The organism is Daejeonella lutea (assembly GCF_900168015.1).
Classification (GTDB): Bacteria; Bacteroidota; Bacteroidia; order Sphingobacteriales; family Sphingobacteriaceae; genus Daejeonella; species Daejeonella lutea.
The window spans coordinates 154,084-178,826 of the sequence record NZ_FUYR01000002.1 but is presented as its reverse complement, the minus strand read 5'-3'; the positions used below and the strand labels follow the sequence as shown (position 1 = coordinate 178,826).

General features: G+C 46.1%; 26 protein-coding genes. 20 read left to right on the top strand and 6 right to left on the bottom strand.

Annotated features, from left to right (window positions below):
- Nucleotides 1-53: 53 nt before the first annotated feature.
- Nucleotides 54-653 (top strand): YceI family protein, encoded by a 600-nt coding sequence (locus B5X60_RS09760; protein ID WP_079702510.1) that lies wholly within the window; start codon nt 54-56, stop codon nt 651-653.
- 257 nt (nt 654-910) lie between these two features.
- On the opposite strand, the gene B5X60_RS09755 is transcribed toward B5X60_RS09760, so the two are convergent.
- Complete coding sequence (locus B5X60_RS09755; RefSeq protein ID WP_079702509.1) at nt 911-1,378, bottom strand: GNAT family N-acetyltransferase; 468 nt, start codon at nt 1,376-1,378, stop codon at nt 911-913.
- Between the two features lie 90 nt (nt 1,379-1,468).
- Complete coding sequence (locus B5X60_RS09750) at nt 1,469-2,176, bottom strand: hypothetical protein (protein ID WP_079702508.1); 708 nt, start codon at nt 2,174-2,176, stop codon at nt 1,469-1,471.
- A gap of 231 nt (nt 2,177-2,407) precedes the next feature.
- Between B5X60_RS09750 and B5X60_RS09745 the strand changes: the two genes are divergently transcribed.
- Entirely contained in the window at nt 2,408-3,256 is an 849-nt protein-coding gene (locus tag B5X60_RS09745; RefSeq protein WP_079702507.1) for a Gfo/Idh/MocA family protein, read from the top strand.
- Between the two features lie 165 nt (nt 3,257-3,421).
- On the opposite strand, the gene B5X60_RS09740 is transcribed toward B5X60_RS09745, so the two are convergent.
- A complete protein-coding gene (locus tag B5X60_RS09740) occupies nt 3,422-4,111 on the bottom strand; it encodes a DUF421 domain-containing protein (protein ID WP_079702506.1) in 690 nt (229 codons plus the stop codon).
- Between the two features lie 286 nt (nt 4,112-4,397).
- Between B5X60_RS09740 and B5X60_RS09735 the strand changes: the two genes are divergently transcribed.
- The 5 genes from B5X60_RS09735 to B5X60_RS09715 all read left to right on the top strand — a co-directional run bounded on the left by B5X60_RS09735 (nt 4,398) and on the right by B5X60_RS09715 (nt 8,881).
- A complete protein-coding gene (locus B5X60_RS09735; RefSeq protein ID WP_079702505.1) occupies nt 4,398-4,871 on the top strand; it encodes a VOC family protein in 474 nt (157 codons plus the stop codon).
- Nucleotides 4,872-4,997: 126 nt separating this feature from the next.
- Nucleotides 4,998-5,642 (top strand): response regulator transcription factor, encoded by a 645-nt coding sequence (locus B5X60_RS09730; RefSeq protein ID WP_079702504.1) that lies wholly within the window; start codon nt 4,998-5,000, stop codon nt 5,640-5,642.
- Between the two features lie 131 nt (nt 5,643-5,773).
- Nucleotides 5,774-6,523 (top strand): SDR family oxidoreductase, encoded by a 750-nt coding sequence (locus tag B5X60_RS09725; RefSeq protein WP_079702503.1) that lies wholly within the window; start codon nt 5,774-5,776, stop codon nt 6,521-6,523.
- Nucleotide 6,524: 1 nt separating this feature from the next.
- A complete protein-coding gene (locus B5X60_RS09720) occupies nt 6,525-7,568 on the top strand; it encodes a lactonase family protein (protein ID WP_079702502.1) in 1,044 nt (347 codons plus the stop codon).
- 20 nt (nt 7,569-7,588) lie between these two features.
- Nucleotides 7,589-8,881 carry an MFS transporter gene (locus tag B5X60_RS09715; RefSeq protein WP_139377436.1) on the top strand — a complete coding sequence of 431 codons (1,293 nt, stop codon included), beginning with the start codon at nt 7,589-7,591 and terminating at the stop codon, nt 8,879-8,881.
- 52 nt (nt 8,882-8,933) lie between these two features.
- Here B5X60_RS09715 and B5X60_RS09710 read toward each other — a convergent pair whose 3' ends face one another.
- Nucleotides 8,934-9,263 (bottom strand): TfoX/Sxy family protein, encoded by a 330-nt coding sequence (locus B5X60_RS09710; RefSeq protein ID WP_079702501.1) that lies wholly within the window; start codon nt 9,261-9,263, stop codon nt 8,934-8,936.
- 144 nt (nt 9,264-9,407) lie between these two features.
- Between B5X60_RS09710 and B5X60_RS09705 the strand changes: the two genes are divergently transcribed.
- From B5X60_RS09705 to B5X60_RS09675, 6 genes are all read left to right on the top strand, one after another.
- Nucleotides 9,408-9,767, top strand: coding sequence for a BlaI/MecI/CopY family transcriptional regulator (locus tag B5X60_RS09705; protein WP_079702500.1), 360 nt, complete (start codon nt 9,408-9,410; stop codon nt 9,765-9,767).
- On the top strand, nt 9,764-11,872 hold the full coding sequence (locus tag B5X60_RS09700) for a M56 family metallopeptidase (protein WP_079702499.1): 2,109 nt from the start codon (nt 9,764-9,766) through the stop codon (nt 11,870-11,872). Before B5X60_RS09705 ends, B5X60_RS09700 begins: the two co-directional genes overlap by 4 nt.
- A gap of 37 nt (nt 11,873-11,909) precedes the next feature.
- The gene (locus B5X60_RS09695) at nt 11,910-14,336 is read left to right on the top strand and encodes a TonB-dependent receptor (RefSeq protein ID WP_079702498.1); all 2,427 of its coding nucleotides are present in this window, start codon (nt 11,910-11,912) and stop codon (nt 14,334-14,336) included.
- A 450-nt stretch (nt 14,337-14,786) separates the two neighbouring features.
- Nucleotides 14,787-15,320: a hypothetical protein gene (locus B5X60_RS09685; protein WP_079702497.1), complete on the top strand. Its 534-nt coding sequence runs from the start codon at nt 14,787-14,789 to the stop codon at nt 15,318-15,320.
- 40 nt (nt 15,321-15,360) lie between these two features.
- A complete protein-coding gene (locus tag B5X60_RS09680) occupies nt 15,361-15,798 on the top strand; it encodes an Hsp20/alpha crystallin family protein (RefSeq protein ID WP_079702496.1) in 438 nt (145 codons plus the stop codon).
- Between the two features lie 201 nt (nt 15,799-15,999).
- Entirely contained in the window at nt 16,000-16,563 is a 564-nt protein-coding gene (locus B5X60_RS09675; RefSeq protein ID WP_079702495.1) for a DUF4142 domain-containing protein, read from the top strand.
- Between the two features lie 172 nt (nt 16,564-16,735).
- Here B5X60_RS09675 and B5X60_RS09670 read toward each other — a convergent pair whose 3' ends face one another.
- The gene (locus B5X60_RS09670; RefSeq protein WP_079702494.1) at nt 16,736-17,395 is read right to left on the bottom strand and encodes a DUF6766 family protein; all 660 of its coding nucleotides are present in this window, start codon (nt 17,393-17,395) and stop codon (nt 16,736-16,738) included.
- A gap of 159 nt (nt 17,396-17,554) precedes the next feature.
- Between B5X60_RS09670 and B5X60_RS09665 the strand changes: the two genes are divergently transcribed.
- Complete coding sequence (locus B5X60_RS09665; protein WP_079702493.1) at nt 17,555-19,753, top strand: hypothetical protein; 2,199 nt, start codon at nt 17,555-17,557, stop codon at nt 19,751-19,753.
- A gap of 10 nt (nt 19,754-19,763) precedes the next feature.
- Here B5X60_RS09665 and B5X60_RS09660 read toward each other — a convergent pair whose 3' ends face one another.
- The gene (locus tag B5X60_RS09660) at nt 19,764-20,816 is read right to left on the bottom strand and encodes a glycoside hydrolase family 130 protein (RefSeq protein ID WP_079702492.1); all 1,053 of its coding nucleotides are present in this window, start codon (nt 20,814-20,816) and stop codon (nt 19,764-19,766) included.
- 160 nt (nt 20,817-20,976) lie between these two features.
- Between B5X60_RS09660 and B5X60_RS09655 the strand changes: the two genes are divergently transcribed.
- The 6 genes from B5X60_RS09655 (at nt 20,977) to B5X60_RS09635 (ending at nt 24,686) form a co-directional block, all read left to right on the top strand.
- Nucleotides 20,977-22,134, top strand: coding sequence for a zinc-dependent alcohol dehydrogenase (locus B5X60_RS09655; protein ID WP_079702491.1), 1,158 nt, complete (start codon nt 20,977-20,979; stop codon nt 22,132-22,134).
- 118 nt (nt 22,135-22,252) lie between these two features.
- On the top strand, nt 22,253-22,570 hold the full coding sequence (locus tag B5X60_RS09650) for a hypothetical protein (protein WP_139377435.1): 318 nt from the start codon (nt 22,253-22,255) through the stop codon (nt 22,568-22,570).
- A gap of 234 nt (nt 22,571-22,804) precedes the next feature.
- On the top strand, nt 22,805-22,939 hold the full coding sequence (locus B5X60_RS18535; RefSeq protein ID WP_262485820.1) for a hypothetical protein: 135 nt from the start codon (nt 22,805-22,807) through the stop codon (nt 22,937-22,939).
- Between the two features lie 57 nt (nt 22,940-22,996).
- Entirely contained in the window at nt 22,997-23,623 is a 627-nt protein-coding gene (locus B5X60_RS09645) for a hypothetical protein (protein WP_079702489.1), read from the top strand.
- Between the two features lie 77 nt (nt 23,624-23,700).
- Nucleotides 23,701-23,925, top strand: coding sequence for a hypothetical protein (locus B5X60_RS09640; RefSeq protein WP_079702488.1), 225 nt, complete (start codon nt 23,701-23,703; stop codon nt 23,923-23,925).
- 401 nt (nt 23,926-24,326) lie between these two features.
- Entirely contained in the window at nt 24,327-24,686 is a 360-nt protein-coding gene (locus B5X60_RS09635; RefSeq protein ID WP_079702487.1) for a response regulator transcription factor, read from the top strand.
- The last annotated feature ends 57 nt before the right edge of the window (nt 24,687-24,743 follow it).

The window sequence follows — 24,743 nt, the reverse complement described above, 5'->3', positions numbered from 1 at the left end:
ATGGTAAAACAGTACAGGGGCGAGTATTTTTACTGATATCAAAACAGAATCCGATGAAACTTATTCGACTGATACCCCAAAGCCCTTTCTTTTGTCTGCTAACCATCTTTTTGCTTCAGTCTCTGGCAGCTACTTCCCAGACGTTTCATGTCAGCAAAGCAGACATCTCAGTTACTGGAACGGCACGTGAAAAGAGCTGGTCAATGAAGACTAATACCGCACAAGGAAGTGCAAATCTCCTGTTCAAGGATGGAAAACTGGCGCAAGTACGGTCATTAAATTTATCTATCCCTGTAGGCGAACTGAAGAGCGATAATCCGCGAATGGACGCGCGGGCGTACAAAGGCCTCAAAATGTATCCCTACGACCGGATCCGGTTCGCCGGGAAGACCATGAAGCTTAGCGGTTCCGGAACTGGCAGCTACCGGCTTTTTACTGAGGGCAACCTCCAAATTGCAGGCATCACTCAGGTTGCTATATTGCTTGTAGATATACAGGTAAACAACGACGGCACACTCACCGGCAGAGGCACAACCGAAATTAAACGCAGTGATTTCGACATCAGGCTGCTGGCAGCCGAAGAAGCCGTGATGAGCTTGAGTGATGTGATCCGGGTTGACTTCCAGCTTACTCTCAGCCGTATCGGCAATTGATTTATTGATCGATCGGAAAACTGAAACCAGGTAAGAGGAGGTCGGAAGACTGCGTTAACATAACACATCGTTTAATCTGCAGCAGTCAGGCGGACAATTTAACCGCAGAGAGCGCAAAGTTTTCGCAAAAAACTCTTAAACCAAATGAGCTTAGATATAATTCAAGAGCGCTTAGCTGACTCTTAAACCGAGTGGGGAAAACGAGCTGATCGCAGTCTAAAATTATTACAGCAGCATTAATTTCTGTCCGTCCTTTTTTAGAGATCTTTTTTCATAATTACGATGTCTTTTCCTCCTAAAGAAAGTCGTTCCAATTTTTGCCAGGCAAGTCGTTTATATAGATTTTCAGCCGTATGGGTGAATAAGTAAATATCTTTCAGTCCAAGGTCTTTTGCATGGCTTTGGATGCGTTTACAAATTAACGCTCCTAAACCATTTCCCCTATTGTCGGGCTTTGTGTAAACTAATGCTAGCCAGTTTTTGTAAATTTTAAATCGTGATTCTCTATCAAGCAGACCTACATGGTTGTAAAGTCCACCAGTCGCAATTGGTATGCTGTTAACTGTCATTAGAATTTGAAATTCATGATTTGCTGGCGAGAGCATCTTAGTCTTATTTATTGTTGTTTGAACAGGGATGTTCCATTCACTTAAATACCAATCTGCAATGAGTTTTATATTTTCGTTGTCGTCAGGTGTAATTATTTGATATTTAATTTCTGCCATATTCCGAAGTGTATTCAAGTTTGATTATCCTCAATTTATAAGACGAAATAGTGCTGGCTTAAGTTACACCCCCTTGGTGCTCATCTGCTGCTAACCACCAGTTGTTGAATACACTTTGCGGATAATAATAAATACAAAATACAAGGCCAGTATAAGTCTTCCCTTTGGAACATCGCGTAAGTTTGTATGCTGATAGATTTTGTAAAGCAAATAGCTATCAAAACTCAATAGCATAAACCCACTTACCCAAACAAGTGGTTTACTTGTTACGAAATTAAATGCAGCGAAAAGGGCGAGGAAGGTAAAGATGATTTGAAACTTATACTTTTCAAGAATGGGCGCGGTGGAAAAAGGTTTTATCTCTGAAAATAAGCGCTCAAGCTTGTCGGACTGTTCCATCTGAGGAGGAATATTTATTGGATCAGATCCGCCGACTCCGTTTATAACAATCCCGCCATTTGAGGTTTTATATATTTCCCTCACCTCATCTTTGCCCACTGTTAATACATTCGCATTGTATTGTTCTCGCGTGATCCCATTCTCATCGATTGTGAGCAGGAAGTCCTCATAGATATGCCTCCTTTCAGTAAGAATATTTAGCAGTAATACCGCGAGAATAACCAGTACTACCAGTAACACCGCACCTATAAAAGACCAATCAATTGATCTGTCAGGTTTCCCAATTGCCGCAGCAAGCAGGCCAGTACTTAAAGACAGAAAAAGTAAAGGGAATTCGCAAAAAATAATGGACCTTCTGATTTGTCGAAAGCCGTCGGGTTTGGTTTTAAATGTATGCATAGGTGGTACTCAGGGAAATTGCTGAATTAAATATAATATTCTTTCCCCTACAATTTAAGGAGCGACACATAGAACTACCATGGTTTGAATCTCCCGCCGGATCACTTAATCTGACTATCATCCCGGCAGATACCAGGATCACGATCAGCGGGGATCCGCAGGAAAAGAGGCGGCCCAGCTAATTAATCATAAAATTTTGTCAGGATATAATCTCGTACGCGACTGGCCGAAATGATCTCCAGGACAAAGCCGGAAATGGTTGCTGCATTTGGATCCATCTATCAGCACCTGGAAGTAGTTGAAGCCTGCGCACCTGCCGGCATTCATGTGATGGTTGAAAAGCCATTAGCCGTAAGCGTTGACCATGCTCAAAAGATGAAAGCTCTTGCGGATAAACATAAAATACTGGTATTGACGAACTATGAAACTACCTGGTATCCTTCAAACCAAAAAGCGTACGAGGTAGCCATTAAAAATAAGGACCTGGGCGACTTGAGAAAAGTAGTAATACACGACGGTCATGAAGGACCGCAGGAAATTGGTGTAAATAAAGAATTTTTAGAGTGGCTGACCGATCCGGTTCTGAATGGGGGAGGTGCCGTCATGGATTTTGGCTGCTATGGTGCAAATCTGCTCACCTGGCTCAATGGTGGAGCTAAGCCAGAATCTGTATTAGCCCTAACTCAGCAGATCAAACCAGACATCTATCCAAAGGTTGACGATGAAGCCACCATCCTCCTGAAATATCCAAAAATGCAGGGCATCATCCAGGCATCCTGGAACTGGCCGTTCAGCAGAAAAGATATGGAGGTTTATGGCAAGACCGGCTACATTATCGCCGATAACGGCACAGATATCAGGACGCGTCTGAAGGATGACAAGACGGAGCGAAAAGAGAGCTTAAAAAGACTTGCAGCCCCCTACAACGATCCATTTTCTCTTTTTGCCGCGCTGGTCAGAAAAGAGATCGAACTTCCAGAGTACGACCTGTCGTCCTTAGAAAATAATATGATCGTGGTTGAAATTCTGGAAGCAGCAAAAAAGAGCGCTAAAACCGGAAAGGCGGTGAAACTTAAGTAGAAAGGCTTAGCGGATAATTTACAGCGTAGATGGCGGATTTTCTACCAACAAATCCTTGTTCATCAGCACCCAGTCCGGAACCTGAGCCTGAAATTCTGCGCGCTGAAAGCTCAGGTGCCTGATAGCAGCCAGCAGCATAAAAAGGGCGCACAAGCGGAATTTACCCTATTTAATCCGTAGTCCCTTCACCGCTTTCACCCATTCAGTATGCTCACATTTTTCGCACTTATGCTCCTTTACAGGTTTCAGCTTTTCTACATTACCGCATAGCCGGCAGGCATAGGTGCCGGCTTTTGGGATTTCCAGCAGGGCATCTTCGAAAAGCGCGGGAAGAATGGGCAGGCCCTCTTTCACTTTTGCATCTTCGTAAAAGTAAATGCTCAAATTACCGGATGTTTCCAGGATCGCGGTGTCTACCTGTCCGAGGTGACTAACCCCCTGTTGTCGCAGCTCAGAGAAAAACTCATCCTTAGCCAGACCTTCCTTCCCGAAACCGGTGATGTTAAATTCGCCGTCTTCGATTAAGTATACAGCTTTACCTTCCACCAGGTCGTCAATTTTCTCACTTTTGGCCATAAGAAAGGTGGTAAATCTATAAGCGACAACAACCACTGTAAATACGCATACTGGCACCATTAATCCTACTTCCTTGTAGAACATCGGGTCGCCCGCCGCTGAACCGAGACTAATAATTACCACCAGCTCGAATACCGATAACTGCGCCACCCCGCGCTTACCTAACAGCCTCAGGCCAATCAGGATGATAAAAAACATGACAAGCGTACGGAAGGAGACCTCGAGCATAAAGATCCAGTTCTCTTCGCCTAAGAGTAGTTTTTCCCAGTCTAGTTTCATTGTTGCAAATTTTACATACAAGGGATGAATAGAGGAAAAAGTTTTAAGAAGGGTTGATTGTGATGAATATATAATCAATTAAGTTCCATCCCGCCCGTACCAACGGAAGCGCCAGGGGCAGCGGCGGCTCTTGCTTAATTTCCAGCTGCAGGGAAAAGTAAGTGCCGGTCCGCCGGCATGAGGCTTATTTGTCGCATTCACCCCCAAACTAGTCAATTTTGCCCCCTGTCAATTCCCACAATCCCCCTTACCTTTACATAAATCAACCCTCAACCCTATATCCCTAATGAAAAAAATTAGACCCTGCCTCTGGCTAAACCACAATGTAGCCGAAGCCCTTGAATTTTATACCTCCGTATTTAAGGATTCAAAAGTTTTAAGCACCAACTACTACCCCAAAGAAGTACCCGGCTTCGGAGGTGAGATACTGGTTGCAGAAATCTCGATCCTGGACCAGGAATTTATGTTGCTGAATGGCGGCGCTAATTTCACCTTTAACGAATCCGTATCCTTCTCAATCGCAGCGGAGACACAAGAAGAGATCGACTATTACTGGGAAAATCTCATTTCAGGTGGCGGACAAGAATCCCAGTGCGGCTGGCTGAAAGACCGCTTCGGTTTATCCTGGCAGGTTACTCCGCCTTTCCTTGGCCGTTTACTACAAAACCCGGATAAAGACAAAGCCAAACGGGTAATGGATACCATGATGAAAATGAAAAAGATTGTGATCAAAGATTTGGAGGATGCGGCGAAAGGCTAGGCTGCCCTACCGGTGCTTGCTGCATGGTGCTATTTTTACGATCTAAGTTCTTGCCTAAAAGTTTACTATTCACGAAATTTGTATAACATCTACGAAAAAGGTAATTGGCAATGCAATTTTCATCTCATGATAAACATAGTATTACTGGCGGGCAGGAATATTGTTTGCGAAGGCATCTCCCGCATCTTAAACAGTGATCCTGAATTTCGCGTTATTGCCGAAATCAGCAATTTTCGGGAACTGGATCCAGTACAAAAACAAAATAAGGCCGACGTATTGATCATCGATCAGGATGAGGCCGAACGTTCAGGAATCGAACCCGCTGAAATGGTGAAGCTGTGTCCAGGGCTAAAAACCTTGCTGCTCACGGAAGCTGACGATACTACCTTTTTTAAATACTACAAAACCGGTATAACTGCATTTGTGTGCAAGGATTCTGCGATTGAGGAGCTTGCTTTTGCCATCAGGCAGATCGTCAGCGGAAGCCGCTTTGTTTGTACCAATTTGGTAGTTCCAATTTTAAATCAATATGTCCGGACCACACCGGTATTACTGGATCAGGAGCAAATGGCGCTTTCGGCCAGGGAAAGGGAAATACTGGATTTGATAGCCGAAGGATATACCAATCAGGAAATTGCGGATAAGATTTTCACGAGCAAGCGCACCGTGGAAGGCCATCGCCTGAGCCTCCTTCATAAAACTGGCAGCCGTAATACAGCCTCCTTAATCTGTTACGCGGTAAGTAACAGGCTCATTAATATACGTGATTAGACGCTTTCCCCGGCTTACCGTACTTCTACTCTTTTTCTTATTTCGCTAAACAATAATTTTTGCGATCGGTTAGACTTTTAAACCCTCTGGACATCTAGGGAGGCATATTGTTTATCAATGCTTAACGGATTATGATAGATCTAAATGATTTTTGGAAAGACAGGATTTCTGGTAAAAAGGTTTTGATAACAGGGGGAACTACCGGTATTGGTCGCGAGATCACGATCCTGCTGGCTCGGTTAGGGGCACATTGCTTCATCTGCGGGCGAAACCAAGCTCCGCTGGACGAAACAATTGCTGCCGTGAAAATACTGACGACCGCCAACCATTGCAACGGTTTGGTGGCTGATCTGGCTAATGAAGAAGATATCAAACGGATTTTTGTTTCTGTTGAAAAGGAGTTGGGGGGCCTCGACATATTGGTAAACAATGCGGCGCTTCCTTTTGGTGGAATTACGGAAGGTACTTATGCGGATTGGGATTACCTCCTGCGATCGAACCTCCTGTCATATATCGCATGCAGTAATTATGCTCTAAATATGGGGAATCTTAGTCATATTGTGAATATCGGGTCAATGAGTGCTGATGTGCGGGAAACTGGCAGCTCCCTATACGTGGCCAGCAAAAGTGGTATTCAAGGATTTTCTGAAGCTCTGCGCAAAGAACTCAATCCAAAAGGGATTAAGGTGATATTGATTGAGCCTGGAGCAACTGATACCGATATGCAGGAATTTACAAAAGAAGAAAAAGAAGAAAAGATCAGGAATCTCGAAATGCTAAAGGCTGAAGATGTTGCAATAAGTGTGGCATTTGCCCTGGCGCAGCCGGAGCGCTCCGATATAGTTAATTTGCAGATCCGGCCCCATCTCCAGTTAATTTGATATGCTTATTGCGGTTGGCACATATTCGCTTCCTACAAACCCTGGTATATTTGTTTACCGGCTGGAAGGAGATACGCTCGCCGCCATTCAGCTGAGTATGGTCGCAGGGATAGAGAACCCTTCTTTTTTAGCGCTATCACGTGATTGCCGGCGGATCTTAGCCATTAGTGAGCAGATGACCAACGACCACGGGCAGCTGCTAACGTTTGGGATTCATGAGGGCGCGCTTACCCTGATAGATAAATTAAATTACCGCGGGGGCGGTTCCTGCTTTGTTTCAGCAGATCAGGATTGCCGATTTGCTTTTATAGCTAATTATGGAGCGGGGACTTTATTACTTGTGCGGTTACGGAATGATTCCAGTTCAGAACTTGTACAGGCGATTACTTTCGATGGGCATGGACCGGTGCAAGGACGGCAGGAGAAATCACATATACATGCAGCTCAGCTCTCACCGGATGGTAGGTTTTTAATCTGTACTGATCTCGGCAGTGACCGCCTTTACCAGTTTCATTTCGATCCGGAACAGGATGGTCCTTTATCGCCATTCGATCCGCCATACCTGCAGCTTCCGCCCGGTAGTGGACCCCGTCATCTTGTGTTTGCACAGGATGCTATGCATATATACCTGCTCACTGAATTAAGCGGTGAAATCTTTACCATTTCAGCGCCCGGGTCAGGCCTGGAGGTGATTTCAAAACAGTCCCTGGTTCCGAATGATTACTCTAGTGTGGTTGAAGCCGCCGATCTCAAAATTCACCCCCATGCAGATATCCTTTACGCCTCGGTCAGGGGTGAAATCAATGAACTCGTCGTCTTTAAAATGGATCCCATCAGTGGGAATCTTAGTTTTCTGCAGCGGATAAGCTCTGAAGGGAAAAGTCCCAGGAGCATTCTGATCACCCCTGACGGGCGATTGCTCCTTGCAGCGAATGAAAAAAGTGATGGAGTTACGATTTTCCGCATAGCTGAGAATGGAAGCCTCACTTACACGCAACGGGAAATTAAAGTCAATTCTCCGGCTTCTCTTATCTGTTTGTCCTGAACTTTAAATGAGACAGTTTGGTGGAAAAGCTCAACAAAGAAATTAGCGTTTTCAAGTCTCAGCCGCATGCCATGCAGATTCTGCTTTTAACGAATCTCATCTACTCGTTGGTGATTCCGGTAATTGAATTATTCATTGGTGCCTATATAATACGTAATTCTGCTGATTTCAGCCTGGTCATGGTCTTTCAGCTGGCCCAGGCAACGGGTATCCCGGTTACCTTTTTTCTTAATGGCTTATTCCTGAAAAAATTTCCGATCAGGAAGATGTATTCCACAGGCATGATATTAAGCAGCATCTCTATGGCTTTGATGATGCTGATGAAGGATCCAACAGTAATGAATGTGCTGGTCGCGGGCTTGATTATGGGCTTCTCATATGGTTTTTTCTGGTCAAACCGAACTTTTCTTGCTCTCACCAGCACTACAAATGCCAATCGCAACTATTATTATGGTCTGGAAACTTTCTTTTCCGCGATGGCTGTTGTTATTGTACCGGCAGCGGCGGGGGCATTTATTGCCACCGGCCGTGAACTGGACTGGTTCCCCGGGCGTAACACGGCATACCATATCCTTACCGGCGGTGTTTTTCTGCTAACAGTAGCTGCCTCGGTGCTGCTCCATCGGGCGCAGTTTAAAAATCCGGCACCGGCACCGCTCTTATTTTTCACCTTTCACAGGTTGTGGAAGAAAATGCTTGGCCTCGCCCTCCTCAAGGGTATTGCTAATGGTTATATTATCACCGCACCGGTAATGCTGATCATGAACCTGGTTGGTTCCGAAGGTTCTCTGGGTCTCATCCAATCCTTAGGTGCAAGTATTACGGCCGTTCTGTTATACATCCTGGGGCGCAAAACTGGTCCACAACATCGCCTGCGGATCTTTGCACTGGGTTTGTTTTTATTTCTGGCCGGTTCGGCAATCAATGCATTATTATACTCTGCTGCTGGGGTACTGGTGTTTGTTGCCTGTCTGGTTTTCGCCAGGCCCTTACTCGACCTGGCTTATTTCCCTATTCAGCTCGGCGTAACGGAGCGAGTTGCAGAAATTGAAAAGCGCAATAAATTTACCTATATATTCAGGCATGAATTAGGATTGTATGCCGGCCGCCTCATAGGTTGCAGCCTGTTCATTGTTTTATATCACACGGCCGGCAACGATTGGGCTTTGCGCTATGCTTTGCTCATTGTATCCGGCATGTATCTCCTTTCACTCGTAGTTGCGCGCTCGATACTTAATGACCCTGCCTGGGATGAGCCAGCTAAGCCCGCCACGGTTTCAGTCAACGAGTTTAAAGAACCCATTGAGCTTTAAATCACTTTACGGTGCATTCTTTTCCAGACCTGTTTCGGTTATACCTATCATCTCACCCGGCCAAACCATTATAATCCAAACAAAATCCTACCCAATACTTAAAATCTTCCTCTGACCGGTAGCCTTCTTCCCGTACGTAACAGTATCCCCGTAATTCCTTTCCACGCATGATCATGGGCTCATAGCCGGCTTTGGCCCGTATCTCAGCTTCCAGCTTTGGGTCGAAGCGGCACATCAGTCTGTCGCCGCTAACGTTAATGCACATTCTATCACTGACCATAAAGGCCAGTCCCCCAAACATTTTCTTTTCCTTCACTCGCAATCGGGGCACTTTCCCGAGATATTCCCTGAGGCGATTAGCCAGTTCGATATTGTACGGCATACTCAATTCTTAACTATGTAAACATCGTGATAATTTTAATGTATTGAAAATCAGCTAATACCGAATAAGTTAGTAACGTTCCTAATCAATTAGTTGAACTACTAATAAATTAGTAGTATCATTGCAGAATAAATTAGAATACTGATGAAGTTAGCAACAAGAGAAGAACAAATCATGCAGGTTATCTGGGATCTGGAAAAAGCATTTATCCGTGATGTGATTCCTTTGCTTCCCGACCCGAAGCCGCATTATAACAGCGTAGCCACGATGATAAAGATTCTGGAAGAAAAAGGTTTCCTCGGTCATGAGGCAGTAGGTAATATGCATTACTATTTCCCAAAAATCTCCCGTGAAGATTATCAGAAGCATAGTATGAAAGATATTGTCCGCCAGTATTTCGATAACTCCTATCCGCGCATGCTTGCCTTTTTTGCAAAGGAGCAAAACCTGACCGAAGCAGAATTCAACGAGATCTTGAAGGATATCAAATCTAAAAAGCCATGAGCTACATCGTAAATGTCACACTCCTGCTTGCCATAGGTGCGATCTTCTACCGCCTGCTGCTTGTTAAGGAAACATTTTTCAGATTGAACCGCTACGTGCTGCTTGCCTGCCTGGCGCTCTCATTCCTGCTGCCACTGATCCGGGTGCCGGCGGAATTGTCTTTAAGGAAGCCGGATGTTGAGGGCTATTGGTGGGTAGGAAAACCTGAAAATGGAACTGATGTTAGCATCGGCTCCGCTGAGATTGCCAGCAAACCATCGACTCCACCAAAACCGGCAGTAACTTTCGGGCAGGTCGTACAAGTAGCTGCCTGGATCTATTGGGCCGGCGTTGCCGCCTTCGGGATCACTTTCCTGGTGCAGCTTATCACCCTGCTGTATCGCTCGGCTACACGGCCGTTTATCCAGGACGGTCCTTACCGCATCGTGGAGATGAGCGGCGACACGGCTCCGTGCTCGTTTGGCAACAGCATTTATATTAATCCTGAAAAATACGACTGGGAGACTTACAACCAGATCCTCCTGCATGAAAAGATCCATATCCGCGACGGCCACTCTTACGACCTGCTGATTTCGGAGCTGGTGCTGGTATTTCATTGGTTTAATCCTTTTGCCTGGCTTTATCGCAAGGAACTGGAAAATAACCTGGAGTTCCTCACAGATCAGCAACTGTTAGAGCAGAATGAGGTCGACCAGGAGAGCTACCAGCTAAGCCTGCTGAAGGTATCGGCACCGCACTTCCCCCTGAACCTGACAACCAATTATAATCAGTCATTACTAAAAAAGAGATTTAACATGATGAATGCAAAACGTTCAAGTATGGGCACAGCCTGGAAATACTTTTTCCTGCTGCCCCTTTTTGCCGGCTCGGTCTTTATACTAAATGAGCCGCTTGCCAGTGCCGGTCCGCTAATGTCCCGTCCGGTATCTACAGATACCGAATGGATCGAAACGGAAGGGCCGTGGACCGCCGAATTATCTGGAAGCGACCTGGTTGTGATCTTTAAAAGCCGGGATGACCAGGGGCAAAATAACAGTGTCTTCGCTCTCAGTGAGCTTAAAGGATTTTCTGAAGACAAAGGCAGTTTTTCCCTGGTTCGCGAGGCTGGAACAATTCTGTTCAAGGGCGAATTTGAAGCAGAACAGGGTTCTGGTAATTATTTCTTTACCCCCGACGTAAACTTTGCTGCTTTCCTGAAGACAGAGGGTGTTCAGGAAGTCAGTGATCTGGATATGCTGGCTTACTTTCTTTCCGGGGTCGACCGCGACCTGATCAGTATGCTTAAGGCAAATGGATATACCCAACGGGCAAAAGACCAGCTCATTGTCCTGGCAGCTCTCCGCGTTGACAGTGACTACCTTAGTATGCTCAAAGAAAATGGCTTCCGGAATGTACCCTTAAATGATCTGGGTATTGCCCGCTCCCTGGGCATCGATGCTGATTATATCAGGGCAATGAAAGCCGCGGGGTATACCAACCTGACGCTCTCGCAACTCATTAACTCGAAAGGTAAAGGTATCGACCCGCGCAGCAATGAACCGGTTTCTTCTGTCAGAGGTGCTGCAACTCTGCAGCAGCAGGGAGGAGCAGGCGATACTATCAAGCCCGTCTCACGGCCAGCAGACACCGGGAACTCCGGTAACAAGAGCTATAATGATGCTCTGACCGGAATTACCCGTAATGTCGGCGTGATCTTATCTAAAGTTGAAGGTGATTTAGACCGGGTGAATAAGCCTGACACCAAGATCCTGACCAAGGAAGACTACCTAACCCAGCTTAAAGACATGGGATATGCCAAACCTGAGGACGAGACTATCACGAGCCTGATGGTAGCCGGGGTAACACCGGGCTTTATTAAAAGCTTCTACAGCATCGGCTTCGAAAATCAGGAGCTTCGGAATTTCATTACGCTCAAAAAGTTGCGCATAACGCCGGCCACGGTCAGGGATTACCGCGCACTGGGTTTCCCTGATGTTACACTTAAAGAAGTGATCGGTGCAACGGCCGCCGGTGCTACTGCGTCGTATGTTAAGGAAATGAAAGCAAAGGGCCATAACTACCCGGTCCTTCAGAAATATATAAGTTTAAAAGCCGAACAGCGCTAACCAATTAATCCGCGGTTACACCGCCTAATTTATTATCATGAAAAAATTAACTGTTTTAACAGTCCTGCCACTGCTTTGCCTTTTTTCCGGCATGCTGTACGCGCAAAAACCGACGATCACGGGCAGGCTGGTCACTACGCAGCAGGCCCCTCTGACCTATGCCACCATTACCCTTCAAAAGGCTGCTGATTCATCTTTTGTATCTGCCATTTTGAGCGATACGACCGGCAGGTTCGCCATAACAGCCCCTGCGGCGGGTTCTTATGTTTTGAAAGTGTCGACCATGGGCTATAAAACTCACAAGACCGCCCCGTTCACAGTCAGCCCGGAAAAGCCCGGACATGATCATGGCGACATACTTATCTCCCAGGATTCAAGATCTTTAGGGGAGGTCAGCGTAACAGCTATGAGGCCAACGCTTATCCAGAAAGCCGACCGGATGGTGCTGAATGTGGAAGGTACAGCAATGGCTTCGGGCAACTCGGCTTATACGGTGCTTGGCCGCGCCCCGGGTGTATTTATCGACCAGCAGGGAAATATCCAGCTTAATGGCCGGCCAGGGGTAACTGTGATGCTTGATGGTAAACTGACTTACCTCTCGGCTGCAGACTTGCGGAACTTACTGGAGAGCATGCCTGCTGAGAACATTAAGAACATCGAGATCATTACCAATCCATCGGCAAAGTATGATGCGGAAGGTGCTTCCGGGATACTCAATATCAATCTCAAGAAGAACGACCTGCAGGGGATAAATGGAAGTATCAGTGCCGGCTATATCTATAATGGCAGGCAGCATGCCTGGAATACCGGCGCTACGCTCAATTTCAAGAAAGGCCGCTTTAATTCATTTGCCAACCTGGATGCGGCACGCCGCGTGGGTGGGAGAGAGGCTACCTTCACCCGTATATTTTATAGTCCGCTCAACACCACGTATTTCGACCAGACAGCGGTGGGTAACTTTGCATCAGTCGGCCCGCCGCGGGTGCGACTGGGCTCTGATTATAGTATCGATAAAAACCACCTGATCGGCTTTGTTGCCGGCTATAACCGGAATAGTGCAAAATCAGATTTCCTCACGGAAACCTTGATAGGGGCTGCTCCCAACAATCCGGGTCAGTTTATCGATGCGGATAATGTGTTGGAGAATACCTACAGGAATTTTACCACGAACCTGCATTATGCTGGCAAGCTGGACACTGCAGGCAGCAGTTTATCGGCAGATCTTGATTATGTTTCGATCGCCAATCGCGGAGCCTCGTGGACGAGCAACTATTTTACTAACCTCCTGGTGCCGGAGCCGGTTATTACTGAGTTCCTGTATTCCGACACCCCGAACGACTTTGATATCTATTCAGGAAAAATTGATTATACCCGCGCCCTGTCCAAATCTGCGAAATTTGAAACAGGTGGCCGGATCAGCAGTGTGGTTACAGCCGCCGATTCGAAATTCTATTTCAACAACGGCGGACTTACCCCTGACCCGAAGCGATCCAATGAATTCAATTACCGGGAGAACATCTATGCGGCCTACATCAACTTCCAGGGCACCCTTTCACCGAAGCTAAACGTACAGGCTGGACTTCGCGCTGAGCAGACCGATTCCAGAGGGGAGTCGCCGACAACAGGGCAGGTTACCGACCGTAGCTACCTGAATTTATTTCCAAGTGTCTTTCTCCAGCATAAGGTGACGCCGAATTATGATATTAACTACAGTTACAGCCGCCGACTGCAGCGCCCGAACTATGGTAACCTGAATCCCTTTATATTCTATCGGGATCCCTATACCTATATTGAAGGGAATCCTTATTTGAGGCCTCAATATGCGCACTCGCTTAGCGTGACCCAGGTGTTCAAAAAAACCTATAACCTGGTACTCAGCTACCAGCTCACCAACGATATCATTTCCGAGCTGCTGCGCATAGATCCTACAACCAACACAACTATTTATTATAATGGTAACGTGAATACCGGGCATGATGTAAGCCTTTCGGGGAACGGCCCCATTAAAATAGCGAAGAACTGGGATACCAGTAATACCCTCTATTTCGCATATACTGATCTAAATCTCGAAAATGGGAATGGTCCGCAGCGAAACAGGCAGTTTACATACATGGCACAGTCTAACCATACAGTCGGTTTGCTGAAAGACATCAGGATGGAACTAAACCTGCTGTACCGGGGACCAGGAGTCTCAGGCCTCTACCGCGTAAAGGCAATGAACCGTGTCGATCTTGGATTCAAGAAAAGCTTTTTAAATAAGAAGCTTGACCTGAGCGTAAACGCGCCGGATATATTCAAAAGCTATCGCCTCCGTTTCGACTCCACAATAAACGGCAACATCAATAATTTCGATCAATACTTCCGCAGCCGGACCATCGGCGCCAGCCTGCGCTATAACTTCAGCAAAGGCCAGAAAGTAGATATCCGGAAAAGCAGCGCTGTCGAGGAAGTTAACCGGACTTAACAATTAATTCATTCTCCCTCACTGTTCCAATCAGCAAATAAAAGCCGTCCTCACCGACGGTTTTTTTATTTCCACCCAACCCGTCTTCGTTAAAGCAAGTGTAAACAAGTTCCTCTTTCACCCTTCCTCTTTCACCTTTCGCAATTCCACTTTCAACTTTCCACTTTCCACTTTCAACTGTCCACCGTCAACCGTCAACCGTCCACTCTTCCTCTTTCACCTTTCCACTTTCCACTGTCCACTTTCAACTTTCCACTTTCAACTGTCCACCCTCAACTGTCAACTGTCAACCGTAAACTGTCAACCGTCCACCGTCATTTTGACATTTCTCACCTTCAAAATAATTACATTTTGACATTTGGATGCGTCTTGCACAGATTTTGTAATATGCCAGATACCGTTATGGTAAATTTTAATGATTTATGGTTGAACCTTTAAAAAAGTACAATTATGAAAAAACTAATCTTTATTATGGCGCTAAGCGTGGCAGCATTCACCTGCAGCGCCCAAATTGCAAAAGTAGCTCTGCGGCCTGCCGATAAAGGCACCGCCCCACAGGTTGTTCTGGATTCCATAAAGAAAGCCTTTCCGGAGCCGATCAGCCAGACCTTAACCAGTATCACTGCCGCACATTATGGCAAGCAGTGGAACGTTGAGATCAGTCCGGCCTCAGAACAGGAGCAGCCTTATTACTATCAGGTGGCTATTAAAAATGAAGATGGCAGGTACCTGGCCATTTACGACAAAAATGGCAACCTCTTAAAGGTCAGACAAGTTCTGAAAAACACACCGCTCCCGGAAGAAGTAAGCCGTACCCTGAGTACTAAATACCAGGGCTGGTCTGTACTCGATAAAGAAGAGCGGATAAGCAGCGGTAAGAAGTTCTCGAATGATTACAAAGTTCTGCTCAAGAAGGGTATCCTCAAAAAAGCAGTATACTTTGATGAGGGGGGAAATATCAAACGTGTGCTGCCTGCAGTCTGATAGTTAAGCAATTCAATACAAATCATATAAATCGACAATCATGACACTAGTTAAATTCAACAATCAGAAAGGAACTAACTCATTATTGCCAGGCTATAATGAAGTGTTCGACTCTATTTTCAATGACACCTTTTTTACTAACCGCACCAGCTTTGTGCCTGCTGTGAACATCAGTGAAAGTGCCGATGCCTTCCACATTGAGATGGCTGCTCCGGGATTGCGCAAGGAACATTTTAAGCTGCATGTGGAAAACAACATGCTGACTGTCTCTGCTGAAGTGAGCGCGGAGAATAGTCAAAATGAGAAGCGGTACGCCAAACGCGAGTTCAACTACACCTCATTTGTAAGGTCGTTTAACTTGCCGGACACTGCCGATGACAGCCGTATTGAAGCACTTTACGAAAACGGGGTGCTGAGGATCGATATCGGCAAACGGGAAGAGGCCAAGACCGTCTCCCGCCAGATTGAGATCAGATAATAAAAAGCCGTCCTAAGCGACGGCTTTTTTATTTCAGCTTTATTGGTGTCTGAGTATTTATACGCATACGCCCATTCGTATACCCGTATCAATACTTAAATCCACTTACACCCAGAACAATTTACCCTCACCTAAGTTAAACTTCAAGGCTGACCGTTGACGGCCAGCCTGATACATCGCACCAAACTAAAGCACCAGCATATGAAAAAGAACATCTTAATCACTTTAATGATCGCGGGCTCCCTGTCGATCTTTGCCTGCAACAATGCGGCTAAAACCGAAACAGACAGTGTAGAAGCAGCGGAAGATTCCAATGAAAACGTTAACAACGATGTAAAGGAAGACGATTCTGACTTTATGATTGCAGCAGCCAATGGAGGTATGATGGAAGTAGAGGCCGGCAAAATCGCCCAGTCAAATGCTGCCGCGTCGAATGTAAAGACTTTCGGTTCCCAGATGATCGCCGACCATAATAAAGCCGGGGAAGAGTTGAAAGCATTGGCAGCATCTAAAAATGTCGTCCTGCCTGAAACTCCGGGGGAAGATGTACAAGGCCATTTGAATGAAATGAAAGGATTAAAAGGTATAGAATTCGATAAGCATTATGTTGATATGATGGTCAGTGACCATGATAAAACAGTCAGCATGTTCGAAGAAGCAGCAAAAGACGCTAAGGATGCCGATGTCAGGACCTGGGCCGCAAAGACCCTCCCAACCTTAAAAGGACATCAGGCCGCCGCAAAAGCAATGAAGGAAAGGATGTAAGTGTGTTTTTGATGTTAAGCCAGTCCTTTTCCGGGGCTGGCTTTTTCCTACCTCATAATTCATGCTTCATGCCTCCTGCCTCTTACTTCCTGCCTCCAACGTCCTGCTTCCCATCTCCCTCTCAATTCTCCACTCTCCACTCTCCACTCTCCACTCTCCGTTCCCCTCTTCCTTACTCCCCCGTCTCCCTATACGGAGCATCCACAGGTTTTGATTCTGGCGAGCCTTTCTGCCTCAGGTAAATGGAAAGAAATACTATCGATGCGACTGACAAAAACTCACTTTGCCAGTTTTGGAAAGTTTCAAACCAAAATGAAGGTTCCATAAGATATTGAGCTGCTGTGAAAACCGGTTTACCATTTAGCATTTGCCCCTCATTATGGTCGAGTAAGCTACCGTAAAAATGAAGTCCCCATGAAATAGCAAACAGTAGTACAAATGCAATTGAAAGCGACATACTATAAAGCTTTAGCATCCAGCCCCCCTTTCGAACAGGGTAGGGCGCATTTTTCGAGGCTTTGGGTTCCCGGTCCACTTCCTCCTTGCCATCCAGCTTTTTGGATTCTGAAGAGCCTTCCTGTCTTAAGTAAATAGTTAATACAACGTATAGTGCCATCTGCAGAAACTCGCTCTGAAAATTTTCAAAGGTTGAGGAAATGAAATGCCCGGTATCCAGGTAAGCCATGAAACTGAGACTAGAAGTTCCGGCGTCGTTTAGCGTGTTATTATGGTCTTTCCAGCCGGCAAGCACCTGCGCGGCAAGGGTAATGATAAACAGGAGCAGGAAAACAATGCTCAGACCGTTGCGATAAAAGAAGGAATGATTTTTCATGCTTTTGCAGTTTGATTAGCTAACACGTGGTTGGGCGGTTTGTTGGTATTTGCGTATTATACATTCAAATTCAGGTAGAAGCACGATTTAATACCTAATTTGCATGAATGTGAAACAAGGGCTCCGCTCAGGGGTTAATATTTCCTAAACCCCTGAACTATGAACCCTATATCGCCCTGGGCAGCTGTCGCAGGTGAGAAATTCAAAGCTTCAGCAACTGTAAGCATATATAAATGCAAACTGGGAACGATGGATGTTTCTGTCCAGCTCCACGATGATTCCTTTTGGATCCTTACTAAGAATGAATTTGGAGGCCGGATTGCATTTCGTGCAGCCTATTGTGCTGGCGGTACATTCGGCCTGAGCGGGGTGATCGAAAAGGGGGAACAAATCGTGTTTACTCTATCAAGCGTCATCGGCAGATTTACAGTCAATTTGTCCTTGATTGATGGGGTTGAGCCGATAATGCAGTACCAGACAAAATTCCGCCCCGTGGCCGATACCTTTATACCTTTCTGGCCATGGGATATCCTTATTACCAGCAAACACGGAAGTCCTGAAAATACCAGTGGACAGATCCATGTCGCCCAGGAAGGAACACGTTCCGGGCTGTTATATTTTAGCCTTACCCGTCCCAGGGCTGGTTCGGTGATGTATATGCAGAACCTGACCGAACTGGCTGAATATAACGAGCAGACAAAAACTTCATCTGGTGGAGTGGTTGGGGGACAGTGGCCGGAAATGGGGCTGGCCCTGCCACCTGCAATAGAGGTGCCATTGAAGGCCAATAAAGAGCTTGTCATATCGGATGCTTACATCGTTTTCTCCAGCGATTCCCCGACTGACGAAGCTGCTGTTACACATCAATATCTCAACTTGCTGGCACGGCTGTATACACGGATGCCCAAACCTGAAACCGAGTACAACAATTGGCCGCATATCCTTCAAAATGGTCTGCGGGATTTACTGGAGAATCCCGGTTGTATGTCGCAGGTAAAGGGTAATCAGTATTTTAATGCGTATGTGAGCGATCATGAAACGCCACCCGAGATCATGGTTCAGCTGGCGGTATTACTGCCTTTGATTGATTATGTAGAATGGAGCGGCGAAAAAATCGAGGTCATAAAACGAATCAGGGAAGGACTACCTTCTTTCTATGACGAACAGCTGGGTACCATTCGGCGCTGGCTGCCTGCAGCTCAGGGCAAATTGAAAGGAGAAGAGGAGCAGAAAAAGCCGGATGTGATGGATTCGTGGTACCTGCACCATCCACTTTTAAACCTTTCACGAATGGCGCTGAAAGGGGATAAAATTGCTCATAAATTGTTCATGGATTCTATTCCTTTCGCGATGAAAGTTGCGAGACACTTCCAGTACAAATGGCCTGTATTCTATGACCTTAAAACCCTGGAAGTAATCAAGGGTGAAACACAGCCTGGCAAGGGTGGTGAAAAGGATGTGGCCGGATTATACGCTCACATTATGTTGCAGGCTTTTGAGCTGACCAAAGAGGATAAATATCTCCGTGAAGCCGAAACCGCAGCAATGACCCTCTCTGGACTGGGCTTTGAACTATTTTATCAGGCAAACAATACCGCTTTTTCATCGGGAGCGCTTTTGCGACTTTATAAAATAACCGGCAAAGAGATATATAAGAACCTCAGTTACCTGTGCATAGCCAATGTGTTAAAGAATGTGCAGTTATGGGATTGTAATTATGGCTTCGGAAAGAATTTCCCGTCCTTTTTTGCATTATTCCCCTTAAATGATGCTCCTTATACCGCGGTATATGAGGAACAGGAGGTATTTTGTGCCCTCCATGATTATTTGAATCATGCGGAAGGCGTTGACATTCTCCCATCCGTTTCGTTGCTGCTGGCAGAATACATTAAGTATCTAACTTATCGCGCAGTATATTACTACCCACCTAAATTACCGGCCGATATGCTTTGTGAGGAGGCCAAAATCGGCGAGATAGATAATAAATTATGGATAGCCTTAGAGGACCTGCATGATGGTTGGGAACAAAGCGGGCAGGTCGGACAAGAAGTCTATGGTGCGGGCAATGCTTTTGGGATACTTCCCCGCCATTACATACGAATACCGGGAGAGGATTTTATGATTTTCGTGGAATATCCTAAAACGAAAGTCCGGAGAAGTAAGAACGAAGTGACTTTACATATTCAGGGAAATCATCAGCTGGCGTGTAAGGTGAGGGTGGTAGCAAATGGCAGTAAATGCCCTGATATGACGATCTCCGCAAGCAGGCAAGGCAGGATAAAGGAATCGAAAGCAAGCGACGGTGCGATTGAATATGTAGTTTACGGTGATCAGAAACTAGTCATCAGCTGGGCTTGAGGTCGTTCCATTAACTTAATGCTTCAAAGATTTCTTTAATAGAGAACCTCGCTCCGCAAACAAATTCATCTGCTGCTCCATAATAGAAGGTGATAGTGTCTCCGTCGGGTTCAACTATATGGCCGTTTGTAAATACAACATGACCGAAGAACCCGCTAAGTTCATACGGTTCTTTAGGGATCATAATCGGCTCAGCGGTGCGGGCCAGCACGATAAATGGGTTGTTCAAATCCAGCAGCACTGCCCCCAGGCAATACTGATGTTTAGCGTTTGCTCCGTGGTAAATCTCGAGCCAGCCCCGTTCAGTCTTGATTGGAGCCGCGCCTGCTCCCACGCGGGCACTGTCCCAGCTATCTTCCCGGGTTTTTAAAATGCATTTATGATTGCCCCAATGTAACCCGTCGGGCGACTGGGCAAGCCAGATATAATTGCCACCCAGATCAACGCTGCTGGGGCGGTGAAGGGCATAATACAGGCCATTGATTTTCTCTTCGAATAGTGCGCAATCCTTGTTATGCGGCGGCAGGATCATCCCCATCGATTCAAATGTTTTCCAGTCGGTGCTTGTTCTCATACCCACGCCAACTCCGCTTTCGGAAACTGCTGTAAAGGTTAAATAGAACTTGTTTTCCAGGAAAGTCACCCGGCAATCTTCGATTCCAAAAGTCTCCAGGCTGCCCGCGCCGTGAAGATATGGGTAGCCCTCAGGTTCGTAAAAATCGTATCCGTTGTCGCTGCAGAGCAAGCGTAAATGCGATAAGGTTGTGAGGTAATCAATGCCCTTGTATTTCACTACACGGGTATCCGTAGCAATAAGATCAGCATCATCCAGCGCAATCTGCATGATCTGCGTAGTGCCGTCTTCATTCAGGATTGGGAATGATATATGAATATCGTTTTGCTGCGGTCGTTCAGCCACTCTCACCAGCAGCCAGGTTTTCCCCTGGAAGCTGAAGACACCCGGATTTAACAGGCAGGCAATGTGCAGGCCCGGACTGCTTGGCTGGAGGTCGGATGGAGAAAGGAGTGGGTTTTGTGGGAAACGTCTGGCAATATCAGTCATCACTTTAGAACAGCGTATCCAGAAAGGTGTTTTGAAGTTTTTGAAATGAATAGTATGAGTATAAATACTTTGGTCATGGTGTTACTACTCGATTCGTGGCCCCCGGCAAACTGATTCTGAATAAAGGGTGTTGCTTTTTTATACACCAAATTCAGAATCTATGAAAGCAGCAGTATTCCATAAACCCGGCGACATCCGTGTAGACAATGTCCCGGATCCGAAGCTTGAGGAATCAGGCGACGTAATCTTGAGAGTGACTTCCACCGCAATCTGCGGGTCGGATCTCCATATTTTAAGCGGCGGAGTGCCGCAGCTAAATCCCATGGTCCTGGGCCATGAGTTCATGGGAATCGTAGAAGAGGTAGGCAGCGGGGTAACCAAATTAAAAAAGGGCGACCGGGTAGTAGTACCTTTTCCTATAGCCTGCGGACAATGTTTTTTCTGTACCCACGCAGCATCGCCTTCCTGTGAGAATTCGAACTACAAGCACTATGGTCCCAATGGTGATCTGCTCGATCAGAAAGGCGCCGGATTGTTTGGCTACACTGATCTCTACGGCGGATATTCAGGCGGCCAGGCAGAATATGTACGGGTGCCCTATGCGGATATCAGTCCGCGGATTGTTCCGGATAATTTAACGGATGAGCAGGTTCTGTTCTTAACGGATATCTTCCCAACGGGATGGTCGGCAATCGACTGGGCTCAATTGAAAGGCGGTGAAGTGGTGGCCATATTTGGATCCGGCCCGGTAGGATTAATGGCGCAAAAGGCAGCCTGGATAAATGGTGCCAGCCGCGTTATTGCGATTGATCCATTAAACTACAGGCTGGAAAAAGCCCGTACCGTAAACAAGGTGGAGACCTTAAACCCGCACGAGGTGGATGTAGTAGAAGCAATCCGCAACATGACTCAGGGTCGTGGTGCTGACGTATGTGTGGATGCTGTGGGTTTCGAGCCTGAACGTAATTTGCTGGACCGCTTGAAAGCGACCATCAACTTCGAAAAGGGCAGCATGAAGGTTCTTGATATGGCTTTCCAGGCTGTTAGAAGAAGTGGTACCGTGACTATTGTGGGTGTGTACGGCACACCTTTCGATAATTTCCCGCTTCACAGGATGTTTGACAAAGGACTCACCATCCGGCAGGGTCAGGCTCCTGTGCTCAATTATATTGATAAGCTTATTGAGCTCGTAAAAGAAGAAAAGGTTGTGCTGGATGATATTATCAGCCATACGCTTCCGCTAAGTGAAGCGAGCAAAGGATACGAGATATTTGATAAGAAAGAGGACGATTGTGTGAAAGTGGTGTTAAAGCCATAGGCATCGGCGTATTACTCAGTAACTACTCAGCTATGAGCCGTCCAACCAGGGCGGCTCATCTGACCTTGCCAGGATGCATTATCACCTTATACATCAGACGGTATGCTCAAAAAATTATATGACTAAGAAGAAGCTTTTTCAAATCCTGCTCCCTTTATATAATAAGGAAGGGGAGCCAATCCCGGTTGAGAACTATAAGGAACTGAAAGTGGAGCTCACTGAGCATTTCGGTGGCCTTACAAGCTATTCCCGATCGCCCGCAACCGGTGTTTGGAAGGATCCTAAGGATGAAATTGCGGTGGATACGATCATTGTTTACGAAGTTGTTTCAGACAGCAGGGAAGTAAATTATTGGCAAAATCTGAAAGTAGCTCTCGAAAAGAAATTTGATCAGGACGAGATCATGATCCGCTGCCAGACTATCGAAACTGTGTAAGCTAATGCGTTAGCCGAAGCAGATGATCTTAGCAATAGCCAGGTTCATGAGGTATGGATAACTGATGGAATTAAAGAAATCTTTCGAACCGTGACCAATCCGGGACAGCAGAATTAATACGCTGATGCAGGGTCGAAGTACCCGCTCCGGGGTGGGTGAATACCCGATTATCCCTGCATTAAAACAATTAAAGCTATTGAAAGTTAAACCTTTACAAACCCAAAATGAAAAACTATGGCGGATAAAAAAGAAAGCAAGAGTGGACAAGGTTCCAGCTCGGCAAAAGCGAAATCAACTGGATCAGAAAAGACTGCTTCAGCTGCAAAAGGATCAACTGCTAAGAAAGCAAGCGGTTCAAACGGAAAATAGTAATATTAGTTTTTGATGGAAAGCGGGCATGCCCGCTTTCCTTTTTGAAGATCAATTATGGCACCAGGAGCGGCAATTATACCAAAACAAATATCCGGAGGGCAAAGCAATACCGTTGCATCGATCGAACTTCCATCGGTTAACGAGGCCTGTGATCATTATGCTACGGTAAAAACTCGTTTAATGGACATCAATAACTGGGGCCAGATCAGTAATAACCTCGCCGAATTTAAGCTTACCGATGCAGAAGGTAATCTAAAGATGTCACGCCCTGAAGAAGGAGATCACATCCGGATCAACCTGCCTGCCCCTGGTACCGCTGGCAGCGGGGCCTATGAGTGGGTGATGATTGAGTATATCGTTTCTAAAAGCAGTATTATGGCGGACTATGAATCTGCTGCTTTACTCGTCAGGCCTGCACCTAACCCTGTCCGGGGTGGTGGTGAAATCGCACATTTCTTTAAAGACGATGCAACTACTACTTTCCTGGTGCGACGGGATGGTAATACCATTATTGCTGGCGTGCATGGCAGGAACGAAACGCCCAATACAGACGTATACACACTTCTCGACAGCATCAGAAATATCATAGTTGGCATCGGCGCGATATTGGGATTCTCAAAAGTACAATGGAAATCTCTCGTGAACGGGCTGATCAGCCTGCCGGAGTATAAGAAGCCCTAGACTAATCCCGGGCACCTTCTTCAGCCTACCAAACTAAAATTGCCCACACCTGTTTAATCGTACAAACCAGTAATACGATGAGTTCAGCATTTATCCGCGAAGGCGAATACCAGCCCCTTGGTGATGTCGCCCCTAACACCGACGCCCTGCGCTTTTACCTGCGCCGCGAAAACGGGGGCGTGCCGGTACGTGAGCTAAAAGCCTATTACAGCGATAAACATCAGCGTGAAGTTTATGAAATGAGCGACGGCCTTACCTATGCCTTGAATGATGAGGGCCGGTGGTATGTGGTATGGGAGTGAGGATGAAGGTTTCTGGCCGGGAATTTTGCTTAAGAATAATGGAGACTGGGTAGAGAAAGTACTGGAGGCGTATAAAAAATAGACACGGATAGTGTTTAGTTTTAACCTCAGGGTATTGAACCGAAGCTCGGGAAAGGAAGTGGTTCGCCATTGAGGTGTGGAAATTCGTAGAACTCTTTTCACAATATGTGAAATAGTGCCGGGAAGTATTGGGGAATCAAGTATAACCCTTGTGAATATAGGCCCTGACTATCCCCGTTAATTGTGATTTAACCGCAAATTAACGCAAGTGGCATTATTATTGCCTTAATACAGCAATCTACTATGAAAAATATAGGGGAGCTGTTTTTAGACGGCTCCTCTTTATTAAACTTAAATTAAATGCTCTGATGTTCTCATAAATGAAGAAAGTACTAGTTGTGGACGATAATGAGGATATACTCAACGTCATAAGTATTGTGTTGGATATGGAGGGGTTTGAAGTAAAGTGCTGCGACAGCGGCCGCGGAATTGAAGATACTATTTCAGCTTTTTCTCCGGATGTTATTCTCCTTGATATTATGCTCGGCGACCTTGACGGGCGTGAGGTATGTAAAGCGCTTAAAAGTGACCCAAAAAGCGGTCACATTCCTGTCATTATGATTTCTGCTTCACACAACTTATTCGACAGAGACGATAAGCTTGGTATGGCTGATGATTTTATTGCAAAGCCATTTGATATTGACGACCTTGCCGGGAAAGTTAGACAGTATACCCACTGAGGTCAAATGTTTACCTTTCACCTATCACCTTTGCGTTTCAAATTCTCCACTGCCACT